Source organism: Palleronia rufa (genome assembly GCF_000743715.1).
Taxonomy (GTDB): domain Bacteria; phylum Pseudomonadota; class Alphaproteobacteria; order Rhodobacterales; family Rhodobacteraceae; genus Palleronia; species Palleronia rufa.
The window spans coordinates 19,073-40,222 of sequence record NZ_JQEY01000019.1 but is presented as its reverse complement, the minus strand read 5'-3'; the positions used below and the strand labels follow the sequence as shown (position 1 = coordinate 40,222).

21 protein-coding genes are annotated in these 21,150 nt (G+C 68.9%); 17 read left to right on the top strand and 4 right to left on the bottom strand.

All coding sequences use genetic code 11. The annotated features are described in order from the left end of the window. Positions 1-43 precede the first annotated feature (43 nt). The 13 genes from KW83_RS16915 (at position 44) to KW83_RS16855 (ending at position 13,310) form a co-directional block, all read left to right on the top strand. A complete protein-coding gene (locus KW83_RS16915; protein WP_036181306.1) occupies positions 44-565 on the top strand; it encodes a TRAP transporter small permease in 522 nt (173 codons plus the stop codon). 1 nt (position 566) lies between these two features. Then, positions 567-1,904 (top strand): TRAP transporter large permease, encoded by a 1,338-nt coding sequence (locus KW83_RS16910; protein ID WP_036181304.1) that lies wholly within the window; start codon positions 567-569, stop codon positions 1,902-1,904. A 17-nt stretch (positions 1,905-1,921) separates the two neighbouring features. Continuing rightward, the gene (locus KW83_RS16905; RefSeq protein ID WP_036181303.1) at positions 1,922-2,713 is read left to right on the top strand and encodes an IclR family transcriptional regulator; all 792 of its coding nucleotides are present in this window, start codon (positions 1,922-1,924) and stop codon (positions 2,711-2,713) included. A gap of 56 nt (positions 2,714-2,769) precedes the next feature. Continuing rightward, complete coding sequence (locus KW83_RS16900; protein WP_036181302.1) at positions 2,770-4,842, top strand: 3-hydroxyacyl-CoA dehydrogenase NAD-binding domain-containing protein; 2,073 nt, start codon at positions 2,770-2,772, stop codon at positions 4,840-4,842. Then, positions 4,839-6,017 carry an acetyl-CoA C-acyltransferase gene (locus KW83_RS16895; RefSeq protein WP_036181300.1) on the top strand — a complete coding sequence of 393 codons (1,179 nt, stop codon included), beginning with the start codon at positions 4,839-4,841 and terminating at the stop codon, positions 6,015-6,017. Before KW83_RS16900 ends, KW83_RS16895 begins: the two co-directional genes overlap by 4 nt. Positions 6,018-6,029: 12 nt before the next feature. After that, positions 6,030-7,226, top strand: a complete 1,197-nt coding sequence (locus KW83_RS16890; protein WP_036181299.1) for an acyl-CoA dehydrogenase family protein — start codon at positions 6,030-6,032, stop codon at positions 7,224-7,226. A 3-nt stretch (positions 7,227-7,229) separates the two neighbouring features. Then, positions 7,230-8,351, top strand: a complete 1,122-nt coding sequence (locus tag KW83_RS16885) for an acyl-CoA dehydrogenase family protein (protein WP_036181297.1) — start codon at positions 7,230-7,232, stop codon at positions 8,349-8,351. Then, complete coding sequence (locus tag KW83_RS16880) at positions 8,348-8,770, top strand: PaaI family thioesterase (protein ID WP_036181296.1); 423 nt, start codon at positions 8,348-8,350, stop codon at positions 8,768-8,770. Before KW83_RS16885 ends, KW83_RS16880 begins: the two co-directional genes overlap by 4 nt. Further along, on the top strand, positions 8,767-9,552 hold the full coding sequence (locus KW83_RS16875) for an oxepin-CoA hydrolase, alternative type (RefSeq protein ID WP_036181295.1): 786 nt from the start codon (positions 8,767-8,769) through the stop codon (positions 9,550-9,552). The genes KW83_RS16880 and KW83_RS16875 overlap by 4 nt, the downstream gene beginning before the upstream one ends. Before the next feature lie 97 nt (positions 9,553-9,649). Then, complete coding sequence (locus tag KW83_RS16870; RefSeq protein ID WP_036181293.1) at positions 9,650-11,161, top strand: class I adenylate-forming enzyme family protein; 1,512 nt, start codon at positions 9,650-9,652, stop codon at positions 11,159-11,161. A 1-nt stretch (position 11,162) separates the two neighbouring features. After that, positions 11,163-12,374 (top strand): acyl-CoA dehydrogenase, encoded by a 1,212-nt coding sequence (locus KW83_RS16865; protein ID WP_036181292.1) that lies wholly within the window; start codon positions 11,163-11,165, stop codon positions 12,372-12,374. Next, a complete protein-coding gene (locus KW83_RS16860) occupies positions 12,374-12,796 on the top strand; it encodes an acyl-CoA thioesterase (RefSeq protein ID WP_036181291.1) in 423 nt (140 codons plus the stop codon). The genes KW83_RS16865 and KW83_RS16860 overlap by 1 nt, the downstream gene beginning before the upstream one ends. 217 nt (positions 12,797-13,013) lie before the next feature. Beyond that, positions 13,014-13,310, top strand: coding sequence for a hypothetical protein (locus KW83_RS16855; RefSeq protein WP_036181290.1), 297 nt, complete (start codon positions 13,014-13,016; stop codon positions 13,308-13,310). A gap of 299 nt (positions 13,311-13,609) precedes the next feature. Here the strand turns inward: KW83_RS16855 and modC are convergent, their stop codons facing one another. The 4 genes from modC to KW83_RS16835 are packed head-to-tail and all read right to left on the bottom strand — an operon-like array spanning position 13,610 to position 16,535. Continuing rightward, positions 13,610-14,689, bottom strand: a complete 1,080-nt coding sequence (gene modC, locus KW83_RS16850; protein WP_036181289.1) for a molybdenum ABC transporter ATP-binding protein — start codon at positions 14,687-14,689, stop codon at positions 13,610-13,612. Then, complete coding sequence (modB, locus tag KW83_RS16845; RefSeq protein WP_036181288.1) at positions 14,686-15,381, bottom strand: molybdate ABC transporter permease subunit; 696 nt, start codon at positions 15,379-15,381, stop codon at positions 14,686-14,688. The genes modC and modB overlap by 4 nt, the downstream gene beginning before the upstream one ends. Continuing rightward, the gene (gene modA, locus KW83_RS16840) at positions 15,378-16,112 is read right to left on the bottom strand and encodes a molybdate ABC transporter substrate-binding protein (protein WP_036181286.1); all 735 of its coding nucleotides are present in this window, start codon (positions 16,110-16,112) and stop codon (positions 15,378-15,380) included. The genes modB and modA overlap by 4 nt, the downstream gene beginning before the upstream one ends. Before the next feature lie 57 nt (positions 16,113-16,169). Beyond that, the gene (locus tag KW83_RS16835) at positions 16,170-16,535 is read right to left on the bottom strand and encodes a winged helix-turn-helix domain-containing protein (RefSeq protein WP_036181285.1); all 366 of its coding nucleotides are present in this window, start codon (positions 16,533-16,535) and stop codon (positions 16,170-16,172) included. Positions 16,536-16,658: 123 nt separating this feature from the next. Between KW83_RS16835 and KW83_RS16830 the strand changes: the two genes are divergently transcribed. From KW83_RS16830 to KW83_RS16815, 4 genes are read left to right on the top strand one after another with little or no spacing between them, the layout of a single operon-like run. Then, on the top strand, positions 16,659-17,699 hold the full coding sequence (locus tag KW83_RS16830; RefSeq protein ID WP_036181283.1) for a DUF475 domain-containing protein: 1,041 nt from the start codon (positions 16,659-16,661) through the stop codon (positions 17,697-17,699). Continuing rightward, entirely contained in the window at positions 17,696-19,060 is a 1,365-nt protein-coding gene (locus tag KW83_RS16825; RefSeq protein ID WP_036181282.1) for a phosphohexomutase domain-containing protein, read from the top strand. The genes KW83_RS16830 and KW83_RS16825 overlap by 4 nt, the downstream gene beginning before the upstream one ends. Further along, positions 19,060-19,545 carry a CIA30 family protein gene (locus KW83_RS16820; RefSeq protein WP_036181280.1) on the top strand — a complete coding sequence of 162 codons (486 nt, stop codon included), beginning with the start codon at positions 19,060-19,062 and terminating at the stop codon, positions 19,543-19,545. The genes KW83_RS16825 and KW83_RS16820 overlap by 1 nt, the downstream gene beginning before the upstream one ends. A 50-nt stretch (positions 19,546-19,595) precedes the next feature. After that, complete coding sequence (locus KW83_RS16815; protein ID WP_036181278.1) at positions 19,596-21,092, top strand: fumarate hydratase; 1,497 nt, start codon at positions 19,596-19,598, stop codon at positions 21,090-21,092. The last annotated feature ends 58 nt before the right edge of the window (positions 21,093-21,150 follow it).

The following is a 21,150-nucleotide window of genomic DNA, read 5'->3' as shown; positions in this document are numbered from 1 at the left end:
CATCCGGGGCCGCGCGATCCGTCCCCGTCACAGGAGGCCCCCCATGCTGCGCTGGTTGGAACGGTTCCTGCTGGATGTCGCCGCTGCCGCGATCCTGGCGCTGGGCGCGCTGATCACGGCCAGCGTTCTGCTCCGGGTCACGGTAAATTCGGGCATCCCCGACACGGTCGTGATGGTGGCCGAACTCATGGTGGCCGCCATCATCCTGCCGCTTGCCGCCACCGTGGCCGCTCGCGCCAACATCGTGGTCGAGGTGCTGACCCAGCATTTTCCGCGGCGGGTGCAGGACTGGCTGGTGGTGTTCGGCGGCGTGGTGGGCCTTCTGGCGCTGCTGCCGCTGATCTGGGCCGGCTGGAAGGAGGCCTATGACGCGGTCATGGGCGGCGGCTTCTTCTTCGGCCAGCTGAGCCTGCCGAAGTGGCCGGGGCGGGTGCTGTTCCTGTTCGGCGTCTGCTTTTGCTGGATCCGCCTTGCGGTGCAACTGGCGGGCGACGTCCGCACCATCGCGCGGGGCGGCCATATCGACGCCGAACCGGACCATCAGATCATGGAAGAGGGAGTCTGAGGTGGACGGTACGCTGGTCGGCATCGTGGCCTTCGGATCGGTGATCGGCCTTCTGGCGATCCGGGTTCCTATCGCCTTCGCGCTGGCGGGGGTTGCCACGATCGGCGCCTTCGTCATGTTCGCCTTCCGCACCGGAGAGTTCACGCCGGCGCGGGCCTATACGCCGACCTCCAGCCTGGTGTTCTCGAACTCCTTCGACCTGATCCACAGCTACGACCTGTCGATGATCCCGCTGTTCGTGGCGCTGGGCCATATCGCCTATCGGGCCGAGATCACCACTGCGATCTACCATGCCGCACGCGTGTGGCTGGCGAAGGTGCCTGGCGGCGTCGCCATGGCCAGCGTCGTGGGCTGCGGCGGGTTCTCCGCCATCAGCGGATCCTCGATCGCCTGCGCCTCCACCATGGGCCGGATCTGCTCGCCGGAGATGCTGGCGATGGGCTACGACAAGCGCCTGGCCACGGCAAGCGTGGCGGCCGGCGGCACGCTGGGCAGTCTGATCCCGCCGTCGGTGCTGTTCATCATCTACGGGATCTTCACCGAAACCTCGATTTCGTCGCTGTTCCTGGCCGGCATCCTGCCCGGTATCCTCAGCCTTCTGGGCTTCATGCTGGTGATCTGGATCTGGGTGAAACAAAAGCCGGGCGACGCCCCCCCCTACGAGGGCACCATCGGCGGGTCCGAACGGCTGAGCGCCGCGATCAGGGCCTGGCCCGCGGCGGCGCTTTTCGCCATCATCGTCGGCGGCATCTACGGCGGCATCTTCACCGCCACAGAGGCCGCCGCGGTATCCGTCGCGCTGGTGACGCTGATCGGGTTCCTCCAGCGCAAGCTGACCTTCGCAGAGCTCTGGGCCGCCCTGCGGGAGACGGGGATCCAGACGACCTCGATCTTCTTCATCGCCGCGGCGGCCAAGATCTTCGTGGCCTTCATCGCGCTGACCGGCGTGGCGCCGGAGATCGTCAACGCGGTCACCAACGCAGAGCCGAACGTGATCGTCCTGATGTTCGCCATCGCGGTGATCTACCTGGCGCTGGGCATGTTCCTCGATCCCATCGGGATCATGGTGCTGACCCTGCCGCTGATGGTGCCGCTGGTGGAAAGCTACGGTCTGGACCTGATCTGGTTCGGCGTGGTGGTGATCAAGCTGCTGGAGATCGGGCTGATCACGCCGCCCGTTGGCCTCAACGTGTTCGTGATCTCCAGCGTGGTGGGCAAGGAGGTGCCGATCGACCGGATCTTCTCGGGGATCCTGCGGTTCCTGACCATCGACATCCTGGTGCTCATCATCATCATGGCGGTGCCGATGCTGTCGCTCATCATCCCGCAATCCATGTAGAGAGCGCTGCGCCGACCATGAACGACCTCTTCGGAACCGACCGCCGCTTCGCAACCACATTGTCACGTGGCCTTTCCGTCCTGCGCGCCTTTCGTCCCTCCGACGACGGGCTGGGCAACGCGGAGATCGCGGCGCGGACGGGCCTGCCGAAATCCACCGTTTCGCGGCTGACCTATACGCTTCAGGCGCTGGGCTACCTGACGCACGCCCGCCACGGCGACCGCTACCGTCCAGGTCCGGCGCTGCTTGCGCTGGGCAATGTGGCGGCGGCGTCGATCTCGTTCGTGGAACTGGCCGGGCCGATCATGCAGCGTCTGGCGGACAGGACCGGAACGCTGGCGCTGCTGGCCGTCCGCGACCGGGAGAAGTTGCTGTTGACCAAGGCCTGGCGGCCCGAGGGGGTCAGCTCGATCTGGCTGGAGGTGGGTCACAGGCTGCCGCTTCTTGGATCGTCTTCGGGGCACTGTTTCCTCGCCGCGTTGCCGGACGACGCCCTGGCCGGGCTGGCGGAGGAGGGCGGGGTCGACCTTGACGCCAGCGCGCCGGGCCGCCGCGACGCCTATGCCCAGCTGATCGGCCGCGGCTTCGCGATCCTGGACCCCGCCGCCTATTTCACGCCCGGCATCCATGCCGTCTCGACCCCGTTCCAGCCCCACGACCTGGCAGAGCCGGTGGTGTTTTCCTGCGGCGCGGCGCCGGAGATGCTGAGCGTCGCGCGGATGGAGGAGGAGGTAGGCCCGAAGCTGCGCGCCGCCGTCCGCAGCCTTGAAACCGCGCTGGGCCTTGGCCCGTCTCCGGTGCGAAGGTAGTGCCGCCACCCCGCAACACAGGATCCCGCCGGGTCCGCCGACCTTGAGGAGAGAAGATGACCGACCCAGTGAGCTACACCCGAGAGGGCGAGATCGCAGTGCTGACCGTGGACAACCCGCCGGTGAATGCGCTGGGTCACGCCGTGCGCAAGGCGCTGGTCGCGGCGTTCGATCGCTTCGCCGCCGATGACGACGCCCGGATCGCGGTGCTGACGGGGGCGGGGCGGCTGTTCCTGGGCGGGGCAGACATCTCCGAATTCGGCAAGCCGCCGCAGGACCCCTGGCTGCCGGAGGTGATCGACCGGATCGAGGCCCTGGACAAGCCCGTGGTGGCGGCCATCCACGGCGCGGCGCTGGGCGGCGGGCTGGAGGTCGCGCTGGGCTGCCATTACCGGCTGGCCATGCCCGGCACGAAGCTGGGTCTGCCGGAAGTCGGGCTTGGCATCCTGCCGGGCGCCGGCGGCACGCAGCGCACGCCGCGGCTGACCGGGACGGACGCGGCGCTGGCGCTGATCACCGGGGGCAAGCCGGTGGGGCCGGACAAGGCTCTGGAGATGGGTCTGATCGACCGCGTCGGTGAAGGCGACGTGCAAGAAGCGGGGCAGTCCTACGCCCGCACGCTGCTGGCCGACGGTGCCGGCCCGCGCCGCACCGCCGAAATCGCCCCGCCCGCGGCGCCGGACAAGGGCTGGGATGAAATCGACGCCGACCTGGCGAAACGGCACCCCGGAGAGGTCGCGCAGCGCCACGCCGCGCGTGCGGTCCGCGCCGCGACCGAAATGCCCTTTGACGACGGCATGACGGAGGAGCGGCGCCTCTTCAACGAATTGGTCGACACCCCCCAGAGAGAGGGGCTGATCCACGCCTTCTTTCTGGAACGCAAGGTCTCTAACCTGCCCGAACTCAAGGGCGTGGAGCCGCGGCCGATCACTGCCGTGGGGATCATCGGCGGCGGCACCATGGGATCCGGCATCGCCACGGCCTGCCTGCTCGCGGGGCTTTCGGTGACGCTGGTCGAGACTTCCGTGGAGGCGGCGTCGAGGGCGGCCAACACCATCGCCGGGAACCTCGACGGCGCCGTGAAGCGCGGCAAGATGAACCCGACGCAACGCGATGCCGTCGACCTGACCACAACCACCGAATACGAGGCGCTGTCGGAGGCCGACGTGGTGATTGAGGCCGTGTTCGAGAGCATGGAGGTCAAGCTGCAGGTGTTCGACCATCTCGACCGGGTGATGAAGGACGGCGCGGTGCTGGCCACCAACACCTCGTACCTGGACATCAACGAGATCGCCGGCGCCACCAAGCGCCCCGGCGACGTGATCGGGCTGCACTTCTTCTCTCCCGCCCATGTGATGCGGCTGCTGGAGGTCGTCGTCGCCGACAGGACCGCGCCGGAGGTGGTCGCCACCGCCTTCGCGCTGGGCAAGGCGCTGAAGAAGGTCGCCGTGCGCGCCGGCGTCTGCGACGGGTTCATCGGCAACCGGATCCTCAGCCACTACCGGTCCGCCGCCGACGAGATGATGCTGCAGGGCGCCAGCCCCTACCAGATCGACAGGGCGCTGGAAGAATTCGGCTTCGCCATGGGTCCGAGCAAGGTCGCGGATCTGGCCGGTCTCGACATCGGCTACATGACCCGCGACCGCAAGGGCCGCGACTCGCCCGGCATCGTCAACCCGGACTGGGCGGACCGCCTGGTCGAGGACGGCCACAAGGGCCGCAAGACCGGCCGCGGCTTCTACGTCTACGGCGACGACGGCCCGACAGAGAACCCGGACGTCGCCGGGCTCATCGACACGGCGCGCAAGGATGCCGGCGTGACCCCGCGCGACTTCACCGATGAGGAGATCGTCGCGCGCTACATGGCCGCCATGGTGAACGAGGCCGCCCGCGTGGTGGGCGAGGGCATCGCCAAGCGCCCGCTGGCCGTCGATGCGGTGAAGCTCTTCGGCTACGGCTTTCCGCGCTACCGCGGCGGGCCGATGAAATATGCCGACATGACGGGCATCGCCACCATCCGCGACCGTATCCGCGGCTATGCGGAGGACAATCCCGAGTTCTGGCAGGTCGCGCCGCTTCTGGACGATCTGGCCGACAAGGACTCCAAGTTCGAGGACATGAACACATGAGCGACCAGGCAGTCATCGTCTCGATCGCGCGCACGCCGATCGGCAAGGCCCATCGCGGCGCGTTCAACGCCACCCACGGGGTGGAGATGGCGGGCCACGCCGCCAGGAACGCGGTGGAACGGGCGGGCGTGGACCCCGAGATGATCGAGGACTCGATCTGGGGCTGCGGCTATCCGCAGGGTGCAACCGGGCGAAACATCGCCCGGCAGGCGGTGATCCGGGCGGGCCTGCCCGTCACCATCGCCGGAACCACCGTGAACCGGTTCTGCGCCAGCGGGTTGCAGGCCGTCGCCATGGGCGGGCACATGATCCTGCAGGAAGGATCGAAGGCGATCCTGGTCGGTGGAGTCGAATCCATCTCTCGCGTGCAGCCGCCCCCCGACGAGGCGCCGAACGACTGGATCATGGAGCACAGGCCCGACCTCTACCTGCCGATGATCGACACCGCCGACATCGTGGCCGAACGCTACGGCATCTCTCGCGAGGCGCAGGACGAACTGGGCCACCAGTCCCAGAAGCGCACCGCCGCGGCGCAGGAGGCGGGCCGCTTCGCGGATGAGATCGCGCCGATGGAGGTGACGCAGGCCGTAAAGGACAAGGAGACCGGAGAGGTCAGCCACAAGACCTGGACCATCGAGAGCGATGAGTGCAACCGCCCCTCCACCACGCTGGAGGCGCTGCAAAAGCTTCAGCCGGTCCGCGGAGAGGGCAAGTTCGTCACCGCCGGCAACGCCAGCCAGCTGTCGGACGGGGCCGCCGGGCTGGTGATGATGAGCGCCAAGGAGGCCGAGAGGGCCGGGCTGGAGCCCCTGGGCGCGTTCCGCGGCTTTGCCGTGGCGGGCTGCGAGCCCGATGAGATGGGCATCGGTCCCGTCTACGCCGTGCCGCGGCTGCTGGAGCGGGCGGGCCTCAAGGTGGATGACATCGACCTGTGGGAGCTGAACGAGGCCTTCGCGTCCCAGGCGCTCTATTGCCGCGATACGCTGGGGATCGACAACGATATCCTGAACGTCAACGGCGGCTCGATCTCACTGGGGCACCCGTTCGGCCTGACCGGGGCGCGGATGACCGGCCACATTTTGATCGAGGGCCGCCGCCGGGGCGCCAAGCTGGGCGTCGTCACCATGTGCATCGGCGGCGGCCAGGGCGCCGCCGGCCTGTTCGAAATCTTCTGAGGGGGACTCAAGATGGACCTGACCTACAGCGACGACCAGAAGGCGTTCCGCGACGAGCTGCGTGCCTTTCTCGACACGAAACTGCCCAAGCGGCTGTCCGACAAGGTGCGGCTGGGCAAGCGCCTGACCAAGGAGGACCACGAGGAGTGGCACGCGCTCCTGCAGGAGCGGAACTGGCACGCGGGCCACTGGCCGAAGAAATACGGCGGCTCGGGCTGGGACGCGGTGCAGCGGCACATCTTCGAGGAGGAGACCACCGCCGCCCACGCCCCCCGCGTCGTGCCCTTCGGAGTGATGATGCTGGGCGCGGTGCTGATGCAGTTCGGCACCGACGCGCAGAAGGAAAAGTGGCTGCCGCGGATCCTCGACGGCACCGACTGGTGGTGCCAGGGCTACTCCGAACCCGGCGCCGGGTCGGACCTGGCCAGCCTCAAGACAGAAGCGGTGCGCGACGGCGACCACTACATCGTCAACGGCCAGAAGACCTGGACCACCCTGGCGCAGTTCGCGGACCACATCTTCTGCCTGGTGCGGACCTCCAAGGAGGGCAAGAAGCAGGAGGGGATCAGCTTTCTTCTGATCGACATGGACGATCCGGGGATCGAGGTCCGCCCGATCGTGCTGATCGACGGCGAGGCCGAGGTGAACGAGGTCTGGTTCAAGGACGTCCGCGTCCCGGCCGAGAACCTGGTGGGAGAGGAGAACAAGGGCTGGACCATCGCCAAGTACCTCCTCACCCATGAGCGCACCAACATCGCCGGCGTGGGCTTCGCGTCAGAGGCGCTGTCGAACCTCAAGCGGATCGCGGGACTTGAGATGCAGCACGGGCGTCCGCTGATCGAGGACGCGCTCTTCGCCGCCGAGATCGCCAAGCTGGAAATCGCGCTGATGGCCATGGCCACGACCAACCTGCGCGTGGTCTCCGCCGCCGCGGAAGGCCAGGCGCCCGGCGTGGAAAGCTCGATGCTCAAGATCAAGGGCACGGTGATCCGGCAGGAGATCAACAACCTGACCCGCGCCGCCTGCGGCCCCTACGCCATGCCCTTCGTGTCAGAGGCGCTGGAGCCGGGGTCGAACATCGAACCCGTGGGCCCCGACTACGCGATGCCGGCCACGGCGGATTACTTCAACAACCGCAAGCTCTCGATCTACGGCGGATCGAACGAGGTGCAGAAGCAGATCATCGCCAAGACGATGCTGGAGGTCTGAGCCATGAATTTCGACCTGACCGAAGAGCGGCAGATGCTGCAGGACGGCTTGCGGCGGATGCTGGGCGACGTGACCGACCTCAAGGCCCTGTCAGAAGGCAAGTACGGCTGGTCCGAGAAGGCCTGGGGCCAGATCGCGGAGATGGGCGTGATCGGCGCGCTGTTCTCGGAGGAGGACGGCGGCTTCGGCGGCGGCGGGTTCGACCTGATGGTGGTGTTCGAGGAGATGGGCCGCGCCGGCGCGCCGGAACCGCTGCTGGAGATCGTTCTGGCGGGCGGGCTGATCGCGGCGCTGGGATCGGAGGAGCAGAAGGCGCATCTGGAGGGCGTCATCGGCGGTGAGACGCAGCTGGCCTTCGCCCATGGCGAGCCGGGATCGCGCTACGACCTGGAGCGGGTCGCGGCGACGGCGACCGAGGATGGCGACGGCTGGGTGCTGTCGGGCCGCAAGTCGGTGGTGACCAACGGCGCCGAGGCGGACTTGCTGGTGGTCTCGGCCCGGACCGGTGGAGAGGTCGGGGACACCGACGGGATCTCGCTGTTCCTGGTGCCGAAGGATGCCGACGGGCTCGACATCCGCGACTATCCCCTGGCGGGGGGCGGACGCGGCGCCGAGATCGTCATGGAGGACGTCCGCCTGCCCGCAGATGCGCTGCTCGGCGAGAAGGGCGGCGCCTACGAGGCGATCGAGGCCGCCAACGCACGCGGGGTCTGCGCGCTGACCGCCGAGGCGCTGGGCCTGATGGAACGCGCCCGCAAGCTGACGGCGGACTACCTTGCGCAGCGTACCCAGTTCGGTCAGCCGATCGGGAAGTTCCAGGCGCTCCAGTTCCGGATGGCGGATCTCATCATCGAGATCGAGCAGTCGCGGTCCGCCGTCATCAACCTTGCAGGGCATCTCGACGATGCGCGCGAGGACCGCGAGCTCCACGTCTCGGCCACCAAGCAGCTGGTGGGCCAGACCGCCAAGCTGGTGGTGGAGGAGTCGATCCAGCTCCATGGCGGGATCGGCATGACCATGGAATACGACCTGGGCCATTTCGCCCGGCGCCTGACCATGACCGACCACCGCCTGGGCGACGCGCTCTATCACCTGGGCCGGTTCACCCGGCTGCGCGCGGCATGACCGACGCGCCCGGGACCATCCGCGACGAGACCGGCACCCAGCGCACGCTCGGCTACGTGCTCGATGTCGGCCAGGGCGACGGGCGCGCGCGCTGCACCCTGACCCTGGATGAGCGGCACACCAACCGCCATGGGGTGCTTCACGGCGGGCTGGTGTCGGTGATGCTGGACAACGCCATGGGCGCCACGGGGTCGCTGGCGGTCGACGACAGCGGGCTCTATCCGATGCTGACGATTTCGATGACCACCAACTTCCTGGCGTCCGCGCGCGTGGGCGACACGCTGACCGCCACGGGCTGGGTCACCGGCGGCGGCCGCAGGATCAAGTTCATCGACGGCGAGATCCGCGACGCTGGCGGCACCGTCATCGCCACCGCCACCGGCGTGTTCAAGCCCTTGCCCAAGGAACGGATGGCATGAGCGCGCGCATCGAGCGGGAGCATCACGCGGTGATCGTCTGGAACGACAACCCCGGCAAGCGCAACGCGCTGACGCCGGGCTACTACGCCGCGGTGCGGGACGCCTGCGATACGGCGGGCGCCGAGGGCGGCATCGGCGCGGTGATCCTGGCCGGGGCGGGCGGGTATTTTTGCGCCGGGGGGGACCTGAACAGCCTGGCCACCCGCAAGGACCTGCCAAAGCGCGAGCGGGCCGAGAAGATCGACGCGCTGCATGACGTGATCCGCGCCATCCGCATGTGCCCCGCCCCGGTGATCGCCGCCGTGGAGGGCGGCGCCGCGGGGGCCGGGATGGCCATCGCGCTGGCCTGCGACATGGTGGTGATGGCCTCCGACGCGACCATGAGCGCCGCCTATGTCAAGGCGGCGCTGACCCCGGATGGCGGGCTGACCCATACGCTGGCACGGTTGCTGCCGCCCGCAACGGTGCTGCCCCTGCTGCTGACCGGCGCGCAGGTGACGGCCCCGCGGCTCCATCAGCTTGGCGCCGTGTCGGAACTGGCGGAACCGGGACGCGCGGTCGACCGCGCCATGGCGCTGGCCCACGGGCTGGCCCATGGCCCGAGAGAGGCGCAGGTGCGCATCAAGCGTCTGGCCCACACCGCCTATCACGCGGATCTCGACGATCAGCTCGACGCCGAGCGCGATGCCATGGCCCGCGCCCAGGGCGGCCCGGAGGCCGAAGAGGGCATCGCCGCGTTTCTGGAAAAGCGCCGCCCCGACTACGGCAGGTTCCGCTCATGACCCGTTCCGGGTTCTCCCGCGTCCGGACGATGCGCCTGCCGCCGGCGGCTCCCGGCCCCGGCCGGCGGTTGGCCGCCGCCGTGAGGAGGAGAACGCGATGACACGGATCCACACGTTCATCGACCACCATGCCGACACGCGGCCAGACGCGCCCGCGCTGCGCGACTCCGAAGGTCTCTCCCTGGACTGGGCGGCGTACAGGGCCGCGTCCGCTGAGGCCGCCGCGCTTCTGGCCGAAAGGGGCGTCGGGGCGGGCGACCGGATCATGGTGGTGGCCGAGAATTGCGCCGCCGTGCCCGCCTGCGTCTTCGCGGCCAGCCGCCTGGGCGCCATCGTGGTGCCGGTCAACGCCCGCATGACCGGCGCGGAACTGGCCAAGATCGCCGCCCATTGCACGCCCCGCGCCACGGTCTACACGGCGTCCGTGTCGCGGGATGCCGCGTCCCACGCAGCTGCCGCCGGTGCGACGGAAGTCCTGACCCGCTTCGGGCGGATCATGGTCGGCACCGATCCGACCGTCGCGGCCGGCGACGCGGAGGGCGTCGCGGTGCTGCTCTACACCACCGGCACCACCGGGGCGCCAAAGGGCGTGATGCTGACCCATGACAACCTGGCCTTCGCGGGCAAGGCCTCATCGACCCTGCGCGCCATGACCCCTGCGGACCGGATCTACGGCGCGCTTCCGCTGACCCATGTGTTCGGCCTGGCCTCGATGACCGTCGCGGGCGCCGTCTCGGGCGCCGAGGTGCAACTGGAATCGCGTTTCGACCCGGCCCGGCTGCTCAAGGCGTTGCGGGACGGGGCCACCGTCCTGCCGGCGGTGCCGCAGATGCACGCGCTCTTGATGAAGCACACGGCCGAGCGGGGGATCGCGTCGCTGGACGACACCTCCCTGCGCTATGTCTCGTCGGGCGCCGCTCCGCTGGACCCGGCCTGGAAGCGCAAGGCAGAGGCGTTCTACGGGCTGCCGCTCCAGAACGGCTACGGGATGACGGAATCCACCGCCGGCGTCAGCGCCACGACGAACGCGATCGGCGATCCCGACATTTCCGTCGGACCGCCCCTGCCGGGGTGCGAGATCCGCATCAACAGCCCCGACGGCAGCGGCGTGGGAGAGATCGAGACGCGCGGCCCCCATGTCATGAAGGGGTACTACCGCGAACCGGAAAAGACGCATGAGGTTCTGTCCGACGACGGCTGGCTGGCGACGGGCGATCTGGGGCGGATCGACGACGCCGGCCGGCTCCACGTGGTCGGGCGGGTCAAGGAACTCATCATCCGCTCCGGGTTCAACGTCTATCCACCCGAGGTGGAGGCGGCGTTGAACGATCACCCGGAGGTCGTCCAGTCCGCCGTGATCGGCCGCGAACGCGACGGCAATGAGGACGTGCTGGCCTTCGTCGAGGCGACCGGCGCCGGCATCGACCCGGCGGCGCTGGGCGCTTTCGTCGCGGACGCGCTCTCGGCCTACAAGCGGCCGTCTGCTATATTCGTGGTCGACAGCCTGCCCGCCGCGGCCACGGGCAAGATCCTAAAGCACAAGCTGCTGGATACATTCGCCGAGCAGATCTCGGCCCATGACGCGCAACACGACCCGAAAGGACACTGACATGCCCAAGGACACCCAAGGACACGGACCCGAACTGGGACAGTTCGAATGGGCCGACCCGATGCTCATCGAACGGCAACTGACCGAGGACGAGCGGATGCTCCGCGACGCGGCCCGCCAATTCGCGACCGACGTGCTGGCCCCCCGCGTGACCGAAGCCTACCGTGACGAAAAGTCCGACCCCGAACTTTTCCCGCTGATGGGCGAGGCCGGCCTGCTGGGCGTCACCACGGCCGAAGAATACGGCGGGCTCGGACAGGGCTACGTCACCTACGGTCTTGTCGCCCGAGAGATCGAGCGGATCGATTCCGGCTACCGGTCGATGATGTCGGTGCAGTCGTCCCTGGTGATGTACCCGATCGAGGCCTACGGCTCGGAGGCGCAGAAGAAGAAATACCTGCCCAAGCTGGCCAGCGGCGAGATGATCGGCTGCTTCGGCCTGACCGAGCCGGACGCGGGCTCCGACCCGGGCGGCATGAAGACCGTCGCCAGAAAGACCGACGACGGCTATGTTCTGAACGGCTCGAAGATGTGGATCTCAAACTCGCCCTTCGCGGATGTGTTCGTGGTCTGGGCCAAGTCCGACGCCCATGACGGCAAGATCCGCGGCTTTGTGCTGGACAAGGGAATGGAGGGGCTTTCGGCCCCCAAGATCGGCGGCAAGCTCAGCTTGCGGGCCTCCACCACCGGCGAGATCGTGATGAAGGACGTGGCTGTGGGAGAGGACGCGCTCCTGCCCAATGTCCAGGGGCTGAAGGGGCCGTTCGGCTGCCTGAACCGGGCGCGCTACGGGATCTCCTGGGGCGCGATGGGCGCGGCAGAGTCCTGCTGGCACGCGGCGCGCCAGTACGGCCTGGACCGAAAGCAGTTCGGCCGGCCCCTGGCGCAGACACAGCTTTTCCAGAAGAAGCTGGCCGACATGCAGACGGAAATCACGCTTGGCCTGCAGGGCGCTCTCCGCCTGGGCCGGATGATCGAGGAAGGCATCGGCGCGCCCGAGATCATCAGCCTGATGAAGCGCAACAACTGCGGCAAGGCGCTGGAGATCGCGCGGGTCGCCCGCGACATGCACGGCGGCAACGGCATCTCTGAGGAATTCGGCGTGATCCGTCACATGATCAACCTGGAAACCGTGAATACCTACGAGGGCACGCATGACGTCCACGCCCTGATCCTGGGCCGCGCGCAGACGGGACTGCAAGCGTTCTTCTGATGGGGCAGGGGCGCTCTGGCTACCGGGTGGTGCGGCAGATGCCGACCCGGTGGCACGACAACGACATCTACGGCCATCTCAACAACACCGTTCACTACCAGCTGTTCGATACGGCGGTGAACGGGCACCTGATGGACCTGGGCGTGCTCGACCCCACCAAGGACGACACGGTGTTCTGGGTGGTCGAGTCCGGCTGCCGCTATCTTGCGCCCATCGCCTTTCCGGATGCTGTGACCGCCGGTCTGCGCGTGGCCCATCTGGGCGCCAGTTCGGTACGCTATGAGATCGCTCTCTACGCAGGAGATGGCGAATCCCCGTCGGCAGAGGGCGTTTTCGTGCATGTCTGCGTGAGCCGCACCTCCCGCCGCGCGGTGCCCATTCCCGCAGCGATCCGGGCCGTGCTGGAGGCGATGCGGACGTAGCGCACGGCGGTGCCCGGCCGGTTCGGCCGACTATCGGCTGTGCCACGGGGCAGAGCGGGTGAATTCCCCTGCCAGTCTGCGACCGACCGGCCGCAGTGCTATCGTTTTGACGCAGCGCCGCCGATTTCTCGTTACGGTAATGTTGTGTTCAGCTACTCACCCAAAAGTAGAGCCCACCCAGAGTGGAAGAGGTGAGTCGCGCATTCAGGAGGGTCCGGTGCGGAGCCCATTCGTCGCCATCGTTGTCTTTCTGTGCGCCGCGGTTCCCGCATCGGCAGAGCTTGTGCTGACGGCCGGTGAACGCCGGGCCGATCCGGGTCTGAACGGAACCTACGGTTTTCTCGACGGGGCCGACCGGCGCGACACGGACATCACACGCGATCCGATACCCCTCCTGTCCGGGGGCCGCAGCGACCCGGAGTCCGGCTGGTTTCGTTTCCTGCCGGGCTTCGACATGCTTGGAGAGATCCGGGTTCTGCGTTCCAGGACACGAGACCTGTTCTTCAGATTCTAGCGTCGGGACCGATGATCCGGCGTGAGGCTGTCACGCGTGCGGGATTCCGGCTGAGCAAGGGGACGTGGGACGGCACCGACGTACTTTCCGACGTCCTGGGGGCAGACCGCTTGTCGCCGATCGTCGGGGCGGCGCAGGACGATCCACGTCGGAACGTGCCTCGGACCGCCCGGTTTCAGGTCGGAGTCCCCGCGAAAGACGCTCCGCCGCCGGATCAACAATCGGACGTTCAGCGGCTTGCGACCGAAGCCAAGGCCCCGACCGATCGGCGGGAGCGCCCGGTCGATCCCCGTCCGCGGTCACGCGCCGACGTCTTGCGGTGCGATGGCAAGCGTTTTGACGATGGCGTGGCAGGGCCGTCCGACCGTCAGTCCCAGCCGCTCGGCGGAACGGCGCGTCACGCGGGCCAGCACCCGTCCGGCGCGGGTGTCGACCGTGACCAGCACGCCGGGCCCGTCGCCGGCGCGGATCGCCTGCACGTGACCGGGAAGGATATTGAGGGCGGACAGACCCGATGGCGGATCGCGCGACAGGATCACCTCCTGCGCGGCGATGCGAACGCGAATCACCCGCCCCGGCGACAGCGCCACGCGCGGAAGGAACAGTGCCAGACCGCCCGCGTCCAGTTCGGTCAGGCCGTCGTCGTGATGGCGCAGCACCCGGGCCTCCAGCAGCGCGCCGAGACCCCGGACACCGGCTGGAGCCACCGACGCGTCGCCCAGCACATCGGCCGCACTCCCCTGCGCGACGACCCGGCCCCGGTCAAGGGCAACGACGGTCGTGGCCAGCCGCGCGACCTCCGCCGGAGCGTGGGAGACATAGAGGATCGGGACGACGCCTTCGTCGCGCAGACGCTCGAAATAGGGCAGGATCTCGGCCTTGCGGGCCTCGTCCAGGGATGACAGCGGCTCGTCCGCCAGGATCATCCTGGGCCGCGCCAACAGCGCGCGGCCGATGGCGACCCGCTGTTTCTCTCCGCCCGAGAGCGCACCGGGCCGGCGGTCCAGAAGGGGACCCAGGCCGAGCATCTCCACCACGCGGCCCGTCCCGGTCCCCGCGGATCCGCCTGCGAACCAGCGTCCGTATCCCAGGTTTTGACGCACGGTCAGATGCGGGAACAGCCGGCCGTCCTGGAACACCGTCCCCATCCCGCGCCGGTGCGGCGGCAGACAGAGCCCGCGCGCGGTGTCCAGCAGGACCCTGTCGCCCATCGCCACCCGGCCCGCATCGGGACGCATCAGCCCGGCGACGGCGTTGACGATGGTGGTCTTGCCGGAGCCGGAGCGCCCGAAGAGCACCGTGACCCCCGCAGGCGCCCGGAACGCGGCATCGAGGGTAAAGTCGCCGGCGCGATGGGCAAGCCGGACCGACAGGCTCATCGTCCCGCCACCCAGGACGCGACCCGGCCCGACAGCCACTCCGACAGCATCAGCGCGGCCATGGCGACCGCGACGGACAGGGACACCAGGACCAGCGCGTCGCCTTCCGCGCCGGGCACCTGCAGGAAGGCGTAGATGGCGGTGGGCAGTGTCTGGGTCTCACCGGGGATGTTGGAGACGAAGGTGATCGTGGCGCCGAACTCGCCCATCGCCTTGGCGAAGGCCAGCACCGCGCCAGTGAGCACCCCGGGCAGGATCAGCGGCAGGGTGACGGTGGCGAAGACCCATGGACGAGAGGCGCCCAGCGTCGCGGCGGCGGCCTCCAGTCCCGGATCGACGGCATCGAGCGACAGGCGGATCGCGCGGACCATCAGCGGAAAGGCCATGATCGCCGCGGCCAAAGCGGCCCCCGTCCAGCGAAAGGCGAACACCACGCCGATTTCCGCAAGGGCGGCGCCGACCGGGCCGCGGGTGCCGAAACTGACCAGCAGGAGATAGCCGGTGACGACCGGCGGCAGAACCAGCGGCAGGTGAACCAGAAGGTTCAGCACCTGCCGGCCCGGAAAACGCCACCGGGCCAGTGCCACGGCGCAGAGCACACCGACCGGCAGGCTGGCCAGCGTCGCCCAGACAGAGACCTTGAGCGAAAGTGCCAGCGCCTCTGCCGCCCCGGGGCTGAGCCAGCCGTTCACCCCGGCGGCCCGAAGCCGTTTTCGGCGAAGATCGCCCGCGCCTCGGGCGAGTCCAGCCAGTCGAGCATCTCCTGTGCCGCCGGCGACACCGGGGCGATGGCTGCCACGGGATAGCGGATCGGCGGATGGGCGCCTTCGGGAAATCGGGCCAGCACGGTCACGCGCGGCTCGGCCAGCGCGTCGGTGGCGTAGACCACGCCGAAGGGCGACTCTCCGGCCGCGACAAGGGAGAGGGCGGCGCGCACGTTGTCGGTCTGCGCGACTCGTGGGGAAAGCGAGTCCCACAGTCCCAGCGACGTCAGCGCGGCCTTGCCGTAGATCCCGGCGGGGACGGCATCGACCAGCGCCATGGCGAGCCGCGCGTCGCCCAGCGCCGTGGGCAGGTCGGCCAGTGCGACCGGCACGGGATCCGTGCCCACCAGCACCAGCGTATTGGTCAGCAGGTCGCGCCGGGTGCCGCGGGCCAGCAGCCCGTCGGCCTCCAGCATGTCCATCCAGTCTTCGTTGGCCGAGACGAACAGATCCGCAGGCGCGCCGTTCTGGATCTGCCGCGCCAGAGCCGAGGAGCCGGCCAGGACCAGCCTCAACTCATGCCCGGTGGCGATCTTCGCCGCCGGCGCAAGGCGGTCCAGCGCGGTCTTGAGGCTGGCGGCGGCGAAAAGCGTCACCTCTGCCGCCGCGGCGGGCAAGGCGAGCACCAGCAGCAAGACGGTGGCGACGCGCAGCAGCATGAAAGATCCGTTATGGCCTGTCGGGAATATCGCGTCCGGCCCGCACGGGGGCAACCGTTATTTTCCGTCCGCCATATCGCGGAGCATTCCCGCGATCCGGTCGGCGGGGCCGGCGCCCGCCGACTCGGCAGCCGAGACCGCCTCCAGATAGGCCGCAAGGACCGCGCGGCCGGTGTCGGTCAGCCGCGCGCCGCCCCCCCGCGGTCCTCCGCGCGCGCTTTCGACCACCGGCTCCCGGAACATGGCGTTGAGGGTTTCGACCAGCAGCCACGCACGCTTGTAGCTCATCCCCATGGCTCGTCCCGCCGCGGCGATCGAACCGGTGTCGTCGATGCGTCCCAGAAGCTCTGCCTTGCCGGGACCGATCATCCCGTGGCCGTCGAAGACCAGGCGCAGGCGAAAGCGGGCAGGGGGCGAAGACATGGCGGAACTGTGCCCGCCCTGTCGCGGGGCGGCAAGCCGTCGGCATTTTTCACGCCGCCCCCCTGCAGTCCCGGCCCATGCCGCCTATGTGGTTGCGACAGCCTAGCGGGAACGAAAGACACCATGGACAGATCCGTCGCCGGCTATTTCACCTGGGCCTTTGCCGTCACGGCGCTGGGTCTTGCCCTGGCGGTCTGGGTCGGGTGCAGCTTTTCCGGCACGGTTGGCGGCACCGCGCAGATCCTGTTCATCGCCGCCGTGCTGGCCGCGCTTGAGATTTCGCTGTCTTTCGACAACGCGATCGTCAACGCCAACGTTCTCAAGCGCATGTCGCCGGTCTGGCAGCGCCGCTTTCTGACCTGGGGCATCCTGATCGCGGTGTTCGGCATGCGCATCGTCTTTCCGCTGGCTGTCGTCGCCATCGCCGCCGGAACCGGTCCCGTCGGGGCACTGATGCTGGCGGTCCAGCAGCCCGACCAGTATGCCCGCGCCATGGAAGAGGCCTATCCCGACATCGCGGCCTTCGGCGGCATGTTCCTGCTGATGGTGGCGCTGTCCTTTTTTCTCGACCCCGAGAAAGAGATCCACTGGCTGGGGACGCCCGAAGCCTGGCTGGCGCGTGCAGGTGCAATGCCCGGCATGTCCGTGGCGGTGGCAGTGGCCGTGCTGTTGGGAATGTCGCAGGCCTTTCCCGGCGACGACGCCATGCGCTTCGTCTACATGGGTGTCTGGGGATTGTTCGTTTACCTGATCGTGCACACACTTGGCGCGGTGCTCGACGGACGGAACGGCACGAGGACGGCGGCCCAGGGCGGTCTGGGCGCGTTCCTCTACCTTGAGGTTCTGGACGCAAGCTTTTCCTTCGACGGGGTGATCGGGGCCTTCGCGCTGACCCAGAACCTGTTCGTCATCGCCATCGGGCTGGGGATCGGGGCGATGTACGTGCGCTCGATGACCATCATGCTGGTCGAGAAGGGCACACTTGCCTCCTACGTCTATCTGGAGCACGGCGCATACTACGCCATTCTGGCTCTGGCCGGGATCATGTTCCTGCAACCGGTGGTCAAGGTGCCGGAAGTCGTGAGCGGCCTTCTCGGGGTGGCGCTGATCGGGGCGGCGCTGCTGTCGTCGATTCACAGGAACCGGCAGGAGGCCGCGGCATGACCGAGGTACCCCGGTTCGGCACCTCCGGCCTGCGCGGGCTTGTGTCGGAGTTGACCGACGATCTGGTGACAGGTCACGTCGCCGCCTTCCTGTCGGTCTGCGAAACGGCGGGAACCGTGCTGGTGGGCGGCGATCTGCGCCCCTCGACCCCGCGTCTGATGGAGGTCGTCGCCCGTGCGATCGCCGCGTCGGGCGCCAGGGCGGTGATCTGCGGCGCGGTGCCGACCCCGGCCCTGGCGCTTGCGGCGGCAGAGGCGGGCGCGGGCGCGATCATGGTCACGGGCTCCCACATCCCGGCGGATCGCAACGGCATCAAGTTCTACGGGCGCAGAGGAGAGATCACCAAGGCGGACGAGGCGGCGATCCTGTCCGCGCTGGGCCGGACCGTCCCCCGCGGCGGGGGAGAGATCGCGCGGTGCAACGATGTCGCGGATCGCTACCACGCCCGCTATGTCGGCGCCTTCGGAACGGCGCTGAACGGTCTGCGGATCGGGGTCTATACGCACTCCGCCGTGGGGCGGGACGGGCTGATGGCGATCCTGCGGGCCCTGGGCGCCGAGGTGTCGGAACTGGGCCGCGCGCCGGACTTCGTGGCGCTGGACACGGAGGCGGTCGACCGGGCCACCCGGGACCGGTTGCGGACCTGGGCGGCCGGGGCGGACCTCCACGCCATCGTCTCGACCGACGGGGACAGCGACCGTCCGCTTCTGACCGATGCGCGCGGTGAGGTGGTGCCCGGCGATATCCTGGGCCAGATCACCGCCCGATGGGCCGGGGCAGAGGTGGTGGTCACGCCGGTGTCGTCCAATTCCGGCGTGGACCGCGGGCCCGCACGGGTGATCCGCACGCGCATCGGCTCTCCCCATGTCATTGCGGGGATGGCGGCTGCGGACGGCCGGGCCATCGGTTACGAAGCCAACGGCGGTGTCCTGCTGGGCTTCGACGCGAACGGGCCGGCCGGGCCGCTCCCCGCGCTTCCGACCCGCGACGCAGTGCTGCCGCTTCTGGCGGTCCTGGCCTCCTGCGCCGGGGACGTGGCCGCGCGGGTGGCGGCTGAGCCTGCGGTGTTCACCGCTCAGGGCCGGTTGCAGGAGATTCCGCGCGACCGGATGAACGCGGTCCTGGCGCGGCTCGACGCCGATCCCCTGCCACTGACCGGCGAGGCACCCGTGTCGGTCGACCGCACCGACGGGCTGCGCTGGAGCCTGCCGGGCGACCGGGTGATCCACGTCCGCCCGTCCGGCAACGCCCCCGAGATGCGCCTCTACGTCGAGGCGGCGGACCGCGACGCGACGGCGACCATGCTGGGCGAAGGGCTGGATCGCCTTCGCAACCTTCTCGAAGATGCGGGGCGCGGCTGATGGAGATCGACTGGATCTGGGGCGCCGCGGACCATGGCAGGGACGGGTGGGAACTGATTTCCGATCAGGTGATGGGCGGGGTCAGCACGGGGACGCTGACTCTGGAGGATGTCGCAGGCCGCAGAGCGCTCCACATGGTGGGCGAGGTGTCGCTGGAGAACGACGGCGGTTTCCTGCAGGTCGCCCGCGACATGGCGCCGGCCGGGGCGTGGACCGGCGTCGCGGTCACGGTCCTGGGACCGCCCGCCAGCTACAACCTCCACCTCAGGACAACCGCGCTGGAGCGTCCCTGGCAATCCTTCCGAGCCTCGTTCGACACCACGGGTGCATGGCAGACCGTGAACGTCCCGTTCCATGCGCTGACCCCGCACCGCACCCGGCGGGCCTTCGAGCCGGAGCGCCTCTGCCGCCTGGGCCTTGTCGCCATCGGACGGGCGTTCCGCGCCGACCTGTCCGTGGCGCGCCTCGGCCTCATGCGCGACTGAGGCTTGGCCCCCGCGGCCGGTCCGCTACGGTGGATCGAGGGAGGGACGATATGGCACGCATCACCGAGGCGCATCTGATCGACAGCGTGGCCGACGCGCTCCAATACATCTCTTACTACCACCCGCCCGATTTCATCCGCGCCATGGCCGATGCCTATGGGCGCGAGGAAAGCCCCGGCGCGAAGCAGGCCATCGGACAGATCCTTGCCAACAGCCGCATGTGCGCGCTGGGTCGGCGGCCGATCTGCCAGGACACCGGGACGGTGAACGTCTTCGTCGATGTGGGCGTCGAGGCACCGCTCGCCTGGACACGCCCTCTTCAGGAGATCGTCGATGACGCGGTGCGCCGCGCCTACATGCTCGACGAGAACCCGCTGCGCGCCTCCATCGTGCGCGATCCGCTGGGCGCCCGGACCAATACCGGGGACAATGCGCCGGCGATGCTCCAGGTCGCCATGGTGGCTGGCGACCGGGTGGACGTGACCGTATCGGCCAAGGGCGGCGGGTCGGAGAACAAGTCGGCATTCGCCGTGCTGAACCCGTCGGATTCGATTGCCGACTGGGTGGTGGAGACGGTCGCAGGGCTGGGCGCGGGATGGTGCCCGCCGGGTATGCTGGGGATCGGCATCGGCGGGTCGGTCGACAAGTCCATGGCCATGGCGAAGGCGGCGCTGAACGAGCCCGTGGGCGACCTGACGCAGATCCGCGCCCGCGGTCCGCAAGACCGGGCAGAGGCGCTGCGGCTGGAGATCTTCGACCGCGTCAACGACCTGGGTATCGGGGCGCAGGGGCTGGGGGGGCTGACCACGGTGCTCGACGTCAAGATCCGCCACTTCCCGACCCATGCCGCCTCCCTGCCAGTCTCGCTGATCCCGAACTGCGCGGCGACCCGGCATCTCCACTTCACCCTGGACGGTTCGGGCGCGGCCAGCTTCGCGCCGCCGGACCTGGCGGATTGGCCTGAGGATGTGCTTTCCCGGACAGAGGACGCGACGCGGCTCGACCTCGACGCGCTGTCGCCGGAGGTCCTGAACGAGCTGGAACCCGGGCAGACCCTGCTGCTGAGCGGGACGCTCTACACGGGACGGGATGCGGCGCACAAGCGGATGGTCGAGCAACTCGACAACGGTGAGCCGCTGCCTGTCGATCTCGGGAACCGCGCGATCTATTACGTCGGTCCGGTGGACCCGGTGCGCGGAGAGGTCATCGGCCCCGCCGGTCCGACCACCGCCACGCGGATGGACAAGTTTACCGACCGCATCCTGGCAGAAACGGGGCTCAAGGTCATGGTCGGCAAGGCCGAGCGCGGGGCCGCGGCGATCGACGCGATCCGGCGCCACGGGGCGGTATACCTCATCGCCGTCGGCGGTGCCGCGTACCTTGTGTCCAAGGCGATCCGGGAGGCCCGTCCGGTCGCCTATCGAGACCTCGGGATGGAGGCGATCTACGAATTGCAGGTCGAGAACATGCCCGTCACGGTGGCCGTGGATACACACGGCCGGTCGATCCACGAAATCGGACCCCGCAAGTGGCGCCGGGGCGGATAGCCATGCACCAGGACCCGGGTTCTCGCAGGAAATCCGGCCGCCCGGGCAACGTGGTCCG

Coding starts and splice junctions, on each gene's coding strand:
- KW83_RS16835 (WP_036181285.1), bottom strand. CDS start 16,535: ATGTCTTCGCCCCCTGCCCGCTTTCGCCTGCGCCTGGTCTTCGACGGC.
- KW83_RS16885 (WP_036181297.1), top strand. CDS start 7,230: ATGAATTTCGACCTGACCGAAGAGCGGCAGATGCTGCAGGACGGCTTG.
- modA (WP_036181286.1), bottom strand. CDS start 16,112: ATGCTGCTGCGCGTCGCCACCGTCTTGCTGCTGGTGCTCGCCTTGCCC.
- KW83_RS16815 (WP_036181278.1), top strand. CDS start 19,596: ATGGCACGCATCACCGAGGCGCATCTGATCGACAGCGTGGCCGACGCG.
- KW83_RS16875 (WP_036181295.1), top strand. CDS start 8,767: ATGAGCGCGCGCATCGAGCGGGAGCATCACGCGGTGATCGTCTGGAAC.
- KW83_RS16865 (WP_036181292.1), top strand. CDS start 11,163: ATGCCCAAGGACACCCAAGGACACGGACCCGAACTGGGACAGTTCGAA.
- KW83_RS16895 (WP_036181300.1), top strand. CDS start 4,839: ATGAGCGACCAGGCAGTCATCGTCTCGATCGCGCGCACGCCGATCGGC.
- KW83_RS16820 (WP_036181280.1), top strand. CDS start 19,060: ATGGAGATCGACTGGATCTGGGGCGCCGCGGACCATGGCAGGGACGGG.
- KW83_RS16905 (WP_036181303.1), top strand. CDS start 1,922: ATGAACGACCTCTTCGGAACCGACCGCCGCTTCGCAACCACATTGTCA.
- KW83_RS16825 (WP_036181282.1), top strand. CDS start 17,696: ATGACCGAGGTACCCCGGTTCGGCACCTCCGGCCTGCGCGGGCTTGTG.
- KW83_RS16915 (WP_036181306.1), top strand. CDS start 44: ATGCTGCGCTGGTTGGAACGGTTCCTGCTGGATGTCGCCGCTGCCGCG.
- KW83_RS16890 (WP_036181299.1), top strand. CDS start 6,030: ATGGACCTGACCTACAGCGACGACCAGAAGGCGTTCCGCGACGAGCTG.
- KW83_RS16860 (WP_036181291.1), top strand. CDS start 12,374: ATGGGGCAGGGGCGCTCTGGCTACCGGGTGGTGCGGCAGATGCCGACC.
- modC (WP_036181289.1), bottom strand. CDS start 14,689: ATGAGCCTGTCGGTCCGGCTTGCCCATCGCGCCGGCGACTTTACCCTC.
- KW83_RS16880 (WP_036181296.1), top strand. CDS start 8,348: ATGACCGACGCGCCCGGGACCATCCGCGACGAGACCGGCACCCAGCGC.
- KW83_RS16870 (WP_036181293.1), top strand. CDS start 9,650: ATGACACGGATCCACACGTTCATCGACCACCATGCCGACACGCGGCCA.
- KW83_RS16830 (WP_036181283.1), top strand. CDS start 16,659: ATGGACAGATCCGTCGCCGGCTATTTCACCTGGGCCTTTGCCGTCACG.
- KW83_RS16900 (WP_036181302.1), top strand. CDS start 2,770: ATGACCGACCCAGTGAGCTACACCCGAGAGGGCGAGATCGCAGTGCTG.